The following is a 12,597-nucleotide window of genomic DNA, read 5'->3' as shown; positions in this document are numbered from 1 at the left end:
TTCCCAAATCATGACTAAAGCTGAACTTAGATTTCCAAGGAATTGTCTAATTTATTACTTACCTTAGCAACTAGAAGTCGTGCTTACACAGCCTAAACCCTTCTAAGCAAGTTCAAAAACTTTAATTTTACTGTTATTACACGTAGGTAGGTTTAGTTTGTGTAGTAGCGAATTTTATTCTTGAAATACCATTCAAGATACTTTCGTAGTATGCTTAAGTGCTGCATCTATTTGCCAAACATCTGCTGCGAATTAACAACAGAAAAACCCCGGCGTGTTGGTTTAGTCTTGGCTAACTCAACTTGAAAACTAACTTTATCGCTGGTTTGTCCACTTCGCGCTTCTAAAGTCCAATTCCCAGAACGCAGATACCAAAATAAATTAGTTGATTGTGTATCTAGCTTTTCACCATTCAATAACCACTCAACAGATGTAGATTGATTTCCTGATAGCTTAAATTCTAGTTTTTGCTGTCCTTCTGCACCTGGATATACTAAGAACAAATCGCCATTGTGGGGAGAAACAATTCTCAAATTGCTAGAGGCAAAATTTGATTGCTGTTTGGCTAACCATTCGTCATATTCTGGCGGTAAATTAAAGTTGTTTTGAGTATCATAAGCAATTTTGTCTTCTGGGTAAAAATACTCTTGCACAACAGAGTTGCAGTCTGGTGTAGGGCGTAACCCAGAAATTGCACAGATAGGGAGTTGAATTAACCCTTGGGGAACTGTAAATGCTGCGGGTTCTTGATGTTCGTGCAAGTGCAACATGATGCGATTCCACAAAGGTGCTGCACCCATAACGCCGGATACCTGACGCATTGGTTCGCCGGTGAAATTTCCCACCCAAGTTGCCACGGTGTAGTCACTGCTAAAGCCCACAGTCCAAGTATCACGGAAGTTGGAAGAAGTACCTGTTTTAACAGCTGCTGGGAAGGGCAAGTTTAGAACTGAGTCTACACCAAAAGCTGTAGCACGGGCGTGGCGATCGCTCAATATATCAATAATCAGTTGCCATGTTGTCGAATTTTCGATTTGAGATTTGCGATTTTCGATGGAAGAATCCTTAACAGTAGGCACAAGTGGAATACTTTGTCCTTGTCTCGCCATTGTGACGTAAGCTTGAGCAAGTTCCCATAAGGTGACTTCACCACTACCGAGAGTTAAACCCAAACCGTAATATTCTGGGGTTTGTTTCAGGTGAGTAAAGCCTAATTCACGCAGACGTACTAAAAAACTCGGTACGCCAATTTTTTCTAAAACTCGCACCGCAGGCACATTTAAAGAGTTGGCTAAAGCTATCCGCACCCGCACCGGGCCGAGAAAGCGTTGAGTATAATCTGTAGGGCTATAAAGTTTCGCCCCAGGAATGGCGTAGTGGGCGGGAACATCAGCCAAGATGGTGTTTGGGCGAATCAGTTTTTTTTCTAACGCCAACTCATAGACAAACGGCTTGAGGGTAGAACCTGGTTGACGTAACGCCTGTACTCCATCGTTACGCCCAAGTTTGGCTTCGTTGAAATAATCAGGTGAACCGACATAAGCTAAAACTTCGCCAGTGTGGTTATCAATTACCAAAGCTGCTGCATCATGGACATTGTTACTGGCGAGGGTAGAGATGACTTGTTGTGCTTGGGCTTCGACGAATTTTTGTAATGCCCTGTCGATAGTAGTTTGGATGAGATGATCCCCCCAACCCCCCTTAAAAAGGGCTATTTTCCCCCCTTGATAAGGGGGGCTAGGAGGGATCTGCATTTGCTTGGCTAACCAAAACAAGAAATGAGGTGCAGCGATAATTCCCCGTTGACGAGACTGAAAAACAACTTTTTCAGTTTGGGTTTTCTCGGCTATTTGTTGAGTAATATAGCCATCTTGTACCATCCGGTTGAGGACATATTTCTGACGCTGTTTGAGTCTATCCCAATGTTGTAGTGGGTCAAAGTAGGTGGGATTATTAGGGATAGCAGCGAGAAGACTAGCTTGGGCAAGATTTAACTCACTAGCTGGAGTAGAAAAGTAAGTTCGGGATGCGGCTTCTACACCGTAGATATTACCGCCCATTGGCAGACGGTTGATATATGCAGCGAGAATTTCATCTTTATTCATTCCCGCCACTAACCGCCAAGCTAACCAAATTTCCTGCACTTTACCGGATAGGTGACGCGGAGAGGGTTCTAACATCCGCGCCAACTGCATGGTAATTGTGGAAGCACCGGAAACAATTTGTTTGGCGTGAATGGCTTGGTTGATGGCGCGGATAATGGCTTTCATCTCCAACGCACCATGATGATAAAAACTGCTATCTTCGGCGGCGATAATTGCCTTGATAAATTGGGGAGAAACTTGATTTAAGGGGACGACTGCGGTATGTTCTTGGTCACGGGTGAGGATTGTGCCTAATGGTAGCCCATTGCGATCGCTAAATTCCAAAGCCAACTGATTTTGGGCTATATCTGCGGTATGAATAGGTGCAAAATATGGCAATAGCCTCACCACTAAACATATCAATAAAATAGCTAAGATAAATTTTGATTTTGAGATGAGCCGCCTACTTAGTCTCATCAGGGAATCCCTGTATAGTAAAACTTACTTTAATTCTGACGCGGTAGTTATTTATTTATCAGTAATTATTGCAAAGACTTAACAATTTCTCCAAAATTAAATTAAGAATTGTAGTTATTTTTGTAAATGCCTATTGGTAATTAGTTATCCATATAAATGAAAATCATCTTGTATAGAGGGTAAACATTTTAACTTTGCGTTTACCTCAGCGTACCTCTGCGTTTATATTTGCATTTATTTAACATGATTATAAAAAACATCCTCCAATTATTTATTACTCTCACATTTCTACTAAGCATTAGCGCGTGTAGTTTATTGGGCATAAGCACCAATAAAGAACCGTTACCTATTGTTTCTCCACTCACCCCACCAAAGTTACCAGACTGGATTGAACAAATTAGCCCCGTTGGTGATACTACACCTTTAAATCAAATTCGCATTCGCTTTAAAGAAGCTTTAATCCCTATCGAAAAGCTTGATAGTCCAGAACAACAAAATTTATTACAAAAATTTGCTTTATGGCCGCCTTTACCTGGTCAATTTCGCTTTTTAACGCCACGAATGGTAGGTTTTCAAGCAGATAAAGCACTACCGCAAGCAACAAGATTTCAAGTTACGCTGAAATCTGGGTTAGGAGATTTAAAAAATCACAAGTTAAATCAAGATTTAGCTTGGACTTTTAACACTGAACCTATCAAGCTGACTGATTTACCTGGAGTTAACCCTGTTGAAAAAGCTGATATTCAACCTATTGACTTAAAACAAAAACTACAATTTACATCGAATGTCGAATTAAACTTAGCTTCGTTACAAGAACATCTTAAACTTGTCCCTGAAAGTAAAAATAAAGATATCAGCTTTAATATAGACTTAGCGAAAGAGGAAAAATCAAGAGAAGGTGAAGACCCGTTACAAAAGTTTGACCCTTCAATGCGTAATTGGGTTTATCATCTGATCCCGCAGCAAAGTTTAGAAAAAGCGACTAACTACCGTCTGGTATTTTCTCCCGGCATCTTACCAAATTACGGTAACTTACCAACAGATAAGGAATCAGTGAGTAAGTTGGCGACTTATTCACCTTTAGAATTTAAAACCATCAATTTTTACGGACAACCTGATGTTAATGGAACTTATGGCAGATTTATTAAAGGTAGTCCGCAGTTAGAATTTAATAATATATTATTGGCAGATTCTGTTAAAGATAATATCAAAATTGACCCAGCACCAAAAGATATCTCTCGACTGTTCCAAGTTCCAGAGGAATCTAATGTGGTGACACTTAATCCCTACGCTTTAGAGCCTGCAACTAGTTATAAAATTACTATTGAGAAAAATATTAAAGATACCTTTGGGCAGACTTTGAGTAAACCTGTCACCTTAAAATATAATACTGGAGATTTAGCGGGTGATATTTGGGTTCCTGACGATTTACATATTTTCCCTTCAGGTAAAGATTTACAATTAAATATTAGTACAGTTAGCCTACCAGAATCTAAATATAAAGCAGCTTATCGGGTAGTTCAACCTACCGATTTAGTTTATTTTAATAATGCTATTCCCAAAGGTAACGATAATGATTTATTACCACAGCTTAGTAAATGGCAAATCTTTAAATTAAATACTAAGAAAAATCAACTACTTGATGTCAATGTCCCTTTAAAAGAAAAGCTTGGTAGTTCTACAGGGATGTTAGCCTACGGTGTCCAAGCCCGCACAAATAAATATCAAGATAATGGCAAAGAATTATGGCGGGAACCTGTCACTTATGGTTTAGTACAATTGACAAATCTGGGTGTATTTAGTCAATGGTTTCCTGACTCTGGTTTAATTCGTGTCCATCATTTAAGTGATGGTTCACCTGTGAAGGGTGCAGCAATTGAAGTTTATCAATCAAAGTTAGAAGAAAAAATTTCAGGTGATGCTGTACCTTGCGCGATAGAAAAAACCGATGATAATGGCACTTTAAGGCTGCAAGGTGAGAATTTAAAACAGTGTTTTGCAGGTGGTCAAAGATTTAATAAATCGCCCCAACTATTAGTAATTGCCCGCGAAAACCAAGATTGGGCATTTGCGAGAACAGAAGAATATAGTGGTTCTTTTGGGTATGGAATTGATGCAGGTTGGCAAGAAGCCAAAGCAGAATCACGGGGTGTAATTTTTTCTGATAGAGATTTATACCAACCAGGAGAGAAAGCTTGGTTTACTGGTTTTGCTGATTATTTAGAAAATGGAAGTATTCAACAAGATAAAAACGCGATTTATCAATTAACCTTGGTTAATCCCGACGGACAGAAGACACAATTAGGTAGCAAAACTACAAACGAATTTGGTACATTTTCTCTAGAGTTAGCAATTCAGAAGACTCAAAAACTAGGCTACTATAATATCCAAGGTAAAGGCAAAAAAGGACAAGAAATTTCCGGTGAGTTTCGCGTAGCTGAGTTTAAACCGCCTAATTTTAAAGTTGAACTCAAATTAGATAAAGAATTTGCCCTAGTTAATGAAAAAATTAATGCGAAAGCCACTAGTAATTATTTATTTGGTGCGCCCGTGGAAGCTGGGGAAGCTAAATATTTTGTCACACGCCAACAAACTAATTTTCTCCCTAAAGGTTGGGAAGAATTTAGTTTTGGGAGACAATGGTTTTGGCCGGAAGAAAGTCCATCGTTGACAAGTGAAGTTCTGCAAACTAGTTCCAAGTTAGATGCAGGTGGTAAAACTAGTCAAACTGTGACGGTGGCGAAAGATTTACCTTACCCAATGACTTATCGTGTAGATGTGCAAGTTGCAGATGTTTCTAATTTATCTGTGGCGGCTTCTCAAGAGTTTACGGCTTTACCTAGTAACAAACTAATTGGACTCAAAAGTAATTTTATTACTGATGCTGGTAAGGCTTTACCCATTGAAGTAATTGTAACTGAACCGACAGGAAAAGTAATCACTGGTCAACGGGTGCGGGTAGAATTACAACAGATGAAATATAGTAGTGTGATGCAGTTAGTGGAAGGAAGTCGCACTGCTAAAAATCAAGTTGAATATAAAACAGTGGGACAAGCAGAGATTACATCAGCGGAAAGTCCCCAGATATTAACTCTTACACCAAATGAATCTGGTTCTTATCGCATTCGCGCTAATTTTAGCGATACAAAAGAGGAAATTAGCGCGACAGATTTGCAAATTTGGGCAACAGGAGAAAATTCAGTTGCTTGGAGTTCGGAAGATAGTGATCGCCTAGAGGTTAAACTAGATAAAAAAGAGTATAAACCTGGGGAAACTGCCACAGCTTTAATTCAATCTCCCTACCCAGAAGCAGAATTATATTTTGCGGTAATTAAAGACAAACCAATTTATCAACAAGTCACTAAAATCAAGGGAGGCGCACCCCAAATTCAGTTTCAAGTCACACCAGAAATGTTACCCAATGCAGCAATTGAAGCTGTATTAGTTAGACAAGGCGCACCTCTGAATCAAGTCGAACCAGGAAGTTTAGATAAATTAGTAAAAATTGGGTTCACACCGTTTAAAGTCAACTTGCAAGATAAATATTTAAAAGTGCAAGTTACACCATTACAAGCATCTTTAGAACCGAGTGCAGAACAAACAATACAACTAGAACTCAAAGACAATCAAAATAACCCCACCCCAGGACAATTTACAGTCATGGTGGTGAATGAAGCTGTATTGCAACTATCTGGTTATCGTCCGCCAAATTTGGTAGATACAGTCTATGCAGAACAGCAAATTTCTACCCGGTTCAGCGATAATCGTCCTGATGTGGTGATACAACCCCAAGATATCGCCAAACCCAAAGGCTGGGGTTATGGCGGTGGTTTTTCCACAGGTGCAGCAAATACACGCGTCCGTACAGATTTTCAGGCGTTGGCTTACTACAATGGTTCAGTTTTAGCTGATGCAAGTGGTAAGGCGCAGATAACCTTTAAATTACCAGATGATTTCACAACATGGCGGGTGATGGCTGTCGCTACTGATGGAAACTTGCGCTTTGGTAACGCTGACGCGACGTTTATCACCACCAAGCCACTATTAACTAATGCCATCTTGCCACAGTTTGCCCGTCCTGGCGATCACATCTTGGCTGGTTTATCCGTCACCAACACCACCGGGAATAACGGAAACCTCTCAATAAACGGCGAACTTAGCGGTACAGTTAAGTTTGCGGAAAATAACCCCACCACAACTTCATTGCAAACCAACGCCGAACCAGCCACCAAAGCTTATCGCTTCCCCATGATTGCAGGTGGCGTTGGCGAAAGTAAAGTTAGATTTACCACACAACTAAATAATACAGCCGATGCTTTTGAATTACCGTTGGAAGTGAAGCCGCTAGAAATTACCGAACAAGTTGTAGAAGCTGGAGTAACAGAAAAGCAAGTAAAAATTCCCCTCAATGTTGATAAAAATATCTACCCAGAAGCTGGGGGTTTAGATATTCAATTGGCGAGTACATTAATACCCGAAATTAAAGCACCAGCCAAACAAGTTTTAGAAGATGATGATTTACCCTTTGCAGAACCAACCGCCAGCCAATTAATTATTGCAGCTAACCTGCAAACTTTAGGACAGAAATACAGTCAATCATTTGCTGAGTTTAATCCTAGTCAAAAGGCAAATCAAGCCCTTACCCAACTGCAAAAACTACAGGTAGCCGATGGTGGTTTTGCAGCTTATCCCGGACAGGAAAAATCAGACCCTTGGGTTTCTGCTTACGCTGCTGAATCATTAGTGAAAGCTAATCAAGCATTTCCTAATTCTGTAGACGCTGCAACACTTTTGCGCTTGAAAACTTATCTGCAAAAAGTTTTAGCTAACCCAGGACAATACGATTTTTGTAAACAACAAATTTGTAAACATCAACTGCAATTAAATGCCTTAATTGCCTTATCCGAATTGGGTGATAAAAGCAATAGTTTCTTAGGTGATATTTATCAACAACGGAATAACTTTGATATCGTCACCCAAATCAAACTAGCGCGATATTTATCACAATTTTCAGAATGGCAAGATGAATCACAACAAATGCTGAACCAGTTACAACAAAATATCTACGAAACTGGACGCACAGCAGTAATTAGTTTACCCCAAAGTTGGGGATGGATGAATTCATCAACCACCGCCCAAGCGCAAGCTTTAAGATTATTTATTGCCAAACAAAGTAAACCAGAAGTTCTTGATAAACTATTCCAAAGTCTGCTAGGTTTGCGACGCAATGGCACATGGCAAACTAACTATAATAATGCTCAAGCATTAACAGCACTAATAGAATATAGCCAACTGCAACCCACGCCACCAAATTTTGTCACGATAGTAAAATTGGCGGGTAATAAATTAGGAGAAAATCGCTTTGATGGTTATAAAAATCCTAACTTGCAGCTAAATGTCGCAATGAATAAATTGCCTCGCGGTAAACATGATTTGATATTACAAAAATCAGGTAGGGGCAAATTGCATTATTTAGTTGCCTATAATTATCGCTTGCAAGGCAATCAACCAGGCAGATTTAATGGTTTACGAGTTAGCAGAGAAATTACCAAAGTTGGGGAAGCAAAAGTATTGCAAAAAATAGGAATGTATGCTGTTGATAAACCATTGACTGTAGATAGTGGTCAAGTATTTGATATTGGTTTAGAAATAATTGCTGATCGCCCAGTTGATCATATAGTCATTAAAGACCCATTACCCGCAGGATTTGAAGCCGTAGACCAGAGTTTTCAAACTGCGACAGCCGCATTGCAAGCCAAAGCCGATAGTTGGGAACTTGGTTATCGCAATATTTACCGCGATCGCATTATCGCCTACGCCGACCACCTCGAACCAGGAGTTTATAGCCTACATTACTTAGTCCGTTCTGTAACTCCCGGTACATATCTCTGGCCTGGTGCGGAAGCGCATTTGCAGTATGCACCTGAAGAATTTGGGCGTTCTGCTGATTCTACAATTGTGCTGGAGGAGAAGCGGTGAACTTTAAACGCAGAGGTGCGCTAATGTAAGCGCCAAGACTCAAAGAATCAATATTAAAGTATCATCCATCCGCGTTAGGTAAGATTAAATGCAAAAACTAACAAAAAAACTAGTAATTTTACTGGGTGCAACCATCATAATTTTAGGTTTAGCCAGTTGTGATAAATTCTCTGGTAGTTCTGGAGACTTGGTTGAACGCGTTAGTGATGGGGATACTTTAGCTGTTAAAGATGCTAAAGGTAATAAATTTAACGTGCGTTTTGCTTGTGTGGATGCGCCAGAAGTACCCCATTCGCAAAAAGAAAGGAACAGTAGCCGTGTTAGCGATCGCAATCAATTTAACTGGGGTGAAAAAGCACAAGCACGTTTACAGCAACTCGTAAAACAATCAGGCGATCGCGTTATCCTCAACATCACAGATACTGATCGCTATCAACGGAAGGTAGCAGAAGTGCGTTTAAAAGATGGTACTTTTGTCCAAGAAATATTATTAAGAGAAGGTTTAGCGAAGGTATATCGTCCTTACTTAAATAAATGTCCCAGTAAAGATTTAGTTCAACAAGCTGAAGCACAGGCACAGCAGCAAAAACGAGGGGTTTGGAGTGATACTAAGTTTACCAATCCTTGGGAGTATCGCAGTATTAATAAGAAAAATTGACCGTTATCTTCACACTTCACACTTTCTTCTCCCACCCATGCTTACAGCCTACTTCTTTAGTGACAAATTCAATGAGTGTTGGGGGTGCAGTTGAGATTAAAACACTGGGATAAACTGCTGTACCCCAAATAGGATGAACTAGCATACAGCATTTATTTTTAATGACTTTATAGCCAAGTAAAGCCTTCACTACAGCTGTATCATTGTGTGGCATCGCACCAGGACGGGACAGTAAAGGATAGCCAGTCCGCGGATCAATTAAATCTGCAAGATAACCGCGATCGCGCAGATCAAAAGCCACGTCAAAGCCGAACCGCATAAATTTTTCCCGTAAGCGTTGTTTCTCTGACTCAACTTCTTTTGTGCTTTTGACTAAATGATATTGCGATCGCTGCAAGACAATCACAACCCAGAAAAAAGGTTGTTGTTTCCAATCTGGTAATATGTGTTCGCAGTTGGTACAGATATAGTGGCTAGGTGCATGAATAGAAATTTGCACCGCTTGTCCCATATCACCAACTAAATTTATGGGACTCATTTGTTCCGAAATGTCAACGCTGGGGTAGTTCACTACATTGATTCGGTTTTTTACAAGTTGTTAATTTATTCCTTGCGATCGATAATAACTCTTAAAACTTTATAAAAACCATCAATTTTTCCTCAGCAGAAAGATTTTGTGGCAATTTATGTATGTGGATGATAAATTTTTAATCCAATTTTTATCATTTATTAACCTTACTTAAAACTCAGCGCCAAAGGTGAGGCAAGAAATATTTTCTGGCTGGGTTGTATACTCCGTTGATATAGCTGTAACCAAAGTAGTTGGGACATTGGGAAGCGATAAAATTTAGACAATAAAAGACTTTTAACTCTGTCACCTGCTACCTGTCACCTATCACCTGCTACCTATCACCTATCCCTGTTCCTGGTTGCGGATTATCTGAGGGATATAGCGTTTTCTAGTTTGCTGAGGTATAAATTCCTCTGTGTCCAACCCAGGGGAAGCTGCTATGCGTCTACGGTAGTTAATTATTCTTCTTGATCCTTCACTCAGGTGAGAATCGCTATAAATCGATGACACAAGGTAATCTGAAAAGAAAATACCCTTTGTTGCAGACAGTATTTCCCAGCTGTAATACTTCTTGGAGAAGTTGCCCTAACAATTAAGTCAGGACAACTTCTGGTACACCCCTTGCACAATACAAACAATATCAGTATTCACAACAATTTGTTTGCCAAATTGGCAAAAATTAAAAATACAGCGGTAGGCGAATGCAGTATTTGGGCGAGTCTAACCCTGGTAAATACTCAATTATGCAAGGAATTTGACGGCAGTTTGCTCAAGTCGCCTGAATCCTTCGTGGCTAATTGTAATAATAGAAGCAGTTACTTGATTGAGCCTAAATAGTTAAATTTACTTCACTGCATGAGAAGGAGTCATAAAACACCATTCCGAATTTTGAATACCCCAGACCTGTTTATGTGGCGTTTCCGCCGGGTAGGAGTTTCCAGAAGGAAAGAATTTTTGCTTCTCCACGGCTAAAATCGCTGGCTTGAAAGCTTGATTCTGCCTCCGTGATTCTTATTCAGTCAGTCCTAACTCTCAGGAATCAACTAAACTCAGTGAGGCTACTCATGAACACTTATCAGCAACTCAACATTAATTTACGCGAAGAACTTGAAGTAGCTAGAAGACAGTTAAAATATGACCAAAAAGGTGGAATTGCAGCCTTAGATCAGATTTACCGCCAAGGTATAGTACCAGAACCAACTTTAAACGGTCGCTACTGGGGTGAATTTTTGACCGCCAATTTCAACCCAGTTTTAGATAGTTGGTTAGATATTATCACTAAAATGTGGCTTCCTTGGGAAGGTAAAACCTTTGATGCTAACACTAATACTGGCGATAATATTTTCACCAATGACGGTTTATTACTAGGACGCGTAATCTGGCCTTTCTATAATGGATATGTTGCAGATAATAGAGGGCGAACTCTAGCTTTCAAATTCCAAACCTCTCGTGATCATTGTTTATTAGAGCCAGATATTGAAGTTTTGCGCTTGAACTTTAATTTACCCGATAATCCCCAATTCCTGATTCGTGACTTAGTAGACCAATTAGTTCAGATTGACGAAGATTTCTATTTAGGAAAAGCTGTCCTCAAACATCCTGATGGTGGTCACTTTTGTGCAGCTTATTTTACTCTGAGGTCTGGTTTAGTTTCTCATTAGTTCTACAGATTTAGAACTAGTATTTGATTTGGAAAATATACTGGGCTTGGCTCACCCTACTTAATTAAGTAATCACCGTAGGGTGAGTTTTGCTCATAACTTAAAAATCAAGTTTTGGCAAAATTTCAGCATTGCCCGCCTAAATTTAATAGTAATAAAGTAGATGCGGCAAGATATACATAACAATTAATATTTCCATTCTTCATATTCAACATATTCCCCAAAATAAATACATTCATCACACTTTTCCATCGGATTTACAGCACATTGAATATAAGGCGATCGCGCATTAAATAAGCAATCATTTCTTTCAAGATAATTCTGACTTTGGCGGCTTTGAGTCTGTTCTCTAACTTGCATTCGAGGTGTAGCGATCGCTGAGATAATTCCGAGTAAGTACCAAACCGTACCACAAAAAGCCATTAATACAAAATCAGAAACACGTCCCATATTCAACACCTAACTAAATCCTGACTGCAAATGATTTTAGCGAGATTAGAATGTTTGTTCATCCGTCATTAGCAATTCATCTTTAGTAAATAAAAACAATTAATAATGACTAAAAAAGGATAAATATACATAAAATACAAGTATCTAAAGTAATATATCCCCAAAACCCATAAAAACAACTTATTTTGCCATTGCCATTATAGTTAGCTCAATACGCATTAATATCTGTTGAGCTTGGTAATAAATCTTAAAAAGAAAGTAGTATAATTTACTGGCTGATTGTCTCGCCCACGCATAATTTTGGGACTGTTCTCATGTTGTTAAATCCAGTAGTTACAATCAATATATTTCAGAAGCAAGCTAACCCTCAAATATATTCAACCAGTCAAGTCATTTTTGAAGAAGGGCAATCTGGTGAGTATATGTTTGGCATAATCGAAGGAGAGATAAATATACTCATCAATGGGAAAGTTGTAGAGACAATTACAACGGGTGATGTGTTTGGTACAGGAGTACTGGTAGGAATCAAAAATCGTACTTATACTGCGATCGCTAAAACTGAATGCAAACTTGTTTCCCTAGACGAAAGAAGATTTCTCTTCGCTGTCCAGGAAACACCAATGTTTGCACTCCATGTAATTAAAAATTATTCAGAGCGCTTGTCTCGTTTGCAACGCATGGTTTAGAGGTATAGCAAGTTAAAGGAAGTAACAGACG

The 12,597-nt window shown here is 39.3% G+C and carries 7 protein-coding genes; 4 read left to right on the top strand and 3 right to left on the bottom strand.

Features of this window, described 5'->3' with window-relative positions; genetic code table 11:
* Positions 1 to 227 precede the first annotated feature (227 nt).
* Positions 228 to 2,561, bottom strand: coding sequence for a penicillin-binding protein 1C (pbpC, locus tag IQ244_RS15120; protein WP_193895395.1), 2,334 nt, complete (start codon positions 2,559 to 2,561; stop codon positions 228 to 230).
* A gap of 243 nt (positions 2,562 to 2,804) precedes the next feature.
* Between pbpC and IQ244_RS15115 the strand changes: the two genes are divergently transcribed.
* Together IQ244_RS15115 and IQ244_RS15110 are read left to right on the top strand one after the other, a co-directional pair.
* Positions 2,805 to 8,540, top strand: coding sequence for an alpha-2-macroglobulin family protein (locus IQ244_RS15115; protein WP_193895393.1), 5,736 nt, complete (start codon positions 2,805 to 2,807; stop codon positions 8,538 to 8,540).
* An 88-nt stretch (positions 8,541 to 8,628) separates the two neighbouring features.
* Positions 8,629 to 9,198 (top strand): thermonuclease family protein, encoded by a 570-nt coding sequence (locus IQ244_RS15110; RefSeq protein ID WP_193895391.1) that lies wholly within the window; start codon positions 8,629 to 8,631, stop codon positions 9,196 to 9,198.
* A 16-nt stretch (positions 9,199 to 9,214) separates the two neighbouring features.
* Here the strand turns inward: IQ244_RS15110 and IQ244_RS15105 are convergent, their stop codons facing one another.
* On the bottom strand, positions 9,215 to 9,736 hold the full coding sequence (locus tag IQ244_RS15105) for a methylmalonic aciduria and homocystinuria type D protein (protein WP_193895390.1): 522 nt from the start codon (positions 9,734 to 9,736) through the stop codon (positions 9,215 to 9,217).
* Between the two features lie 1,097 nt (positions 9,737 to 10,833).
* On the opposite strand from IQ244_RS15105, the gene IQ244_RS15100 reads away from it, so the two are divergent.
* A complete protein-coding gene (locus tag IQ244_RS15100; RefSeq protein ID WP_193895389.1) occupies positions 10,834 to 11,430 on the top strand; it encodes a hypothetical protein in 597 nt (198 codons plus the stop codon).
* Positions 11,431 to 11,616: 186 nt separating this feature from the next.
* Here IQ244_RS15100 and IQ244_RS15095 read toward each other — a convergent pair whose 3' ends face one another.
* Positions 11,617 to 11,880 (bottom strand): DUF6464 family protein, encoded by a 264-nt coding sequence (locus IQ244_RS15095; RefSeq protein ID WP_193895387.1) that lies wholly within the window; start codon positions 11,878 to 11,880, stop codon positions 11,617 to 11,619.
* A 317-nt stretch (positions 11,881 to 12,197) separates the two neighbouring features.
* Between IQ244_RS15095 and IQ244_RS15090 the strand changes: the two genes are divergently transcribed.
* The gene (locus tag IQ244_RS15090) at positions 12,198 to 12,566 is read left to right on the top strand and encodes a cyclic nucleotide-binding domain-containing protein (protein WP_193895497.1); all 369 of its coding nucleotides are present in this window, start codon (positions 12,198 to 12,200) and stop codon (positions 12,564 to 12,566) included.
* The last annotated feature ends 31 nt before the right edge of the window (positions 12,567 to 12,597 follow it).

It is taken from the genome of Nostoc sp. LEGE 06077, from assembly GCF_015207705.1.
Classification (GTDB): Bacteria; Cyanobacteriota; Cyanobacteriia; order Cyanobacteriales; family Nostocaceae; genus Nostoc_B.
Note: the sequence above shows the minus strand (reverse complement) of the source record. Positions and strands in the feature narration are given on the sequence as shown.

What these genes read in the sequence shown, in the direction of transcription:
- pbpC (WP_193895395.1), bottom strand. Translation starts at nt 2,561, where the DNA reads ATGAGACTAAGTAGGCGGCTCATCTCAAAATCAAAATTTATCTTAGCT.
- IQ244_RS15115 (WP_193895393.1), top strand. Translation starts at nt 2,805, where the DNA reads ATGATTATAAAAAACATCCTCCAATTATTTATTACTCTCACATTTCTA.
- IQ244_RS15110 (WP_193895391.1), top strand. Translation starts at nt 8,629, where the DNA reads ATGCAAAAACTAACAAAAAAACTAGTAATTTTACTGGGTGCAACCATC.
- IQ244_RS15105 (WP_193895390.1), bottom strand. Translation starts at nt 9,736, where the DNA reads ATGAGTCCCATAAATTTAGTTGGTGATATGGGACAAGCGGTGCAAATT.
- IQ244_RS15100 (WP_193895389.1), top strand. Translation starts at nt 10,834, where the DNA reads ATGAACACTTATCAGCAACTCAACATTAATTTACGCGAAGAACTTGAA.
- IQ244_RS15095 (WP_193895387.1), bottom strand. Translation starts at nt 11,880, where the DNA reads ATGGGACGTGTTTCTGATTTTGTATTAATGGCTTTTTGTGGTACGGTT.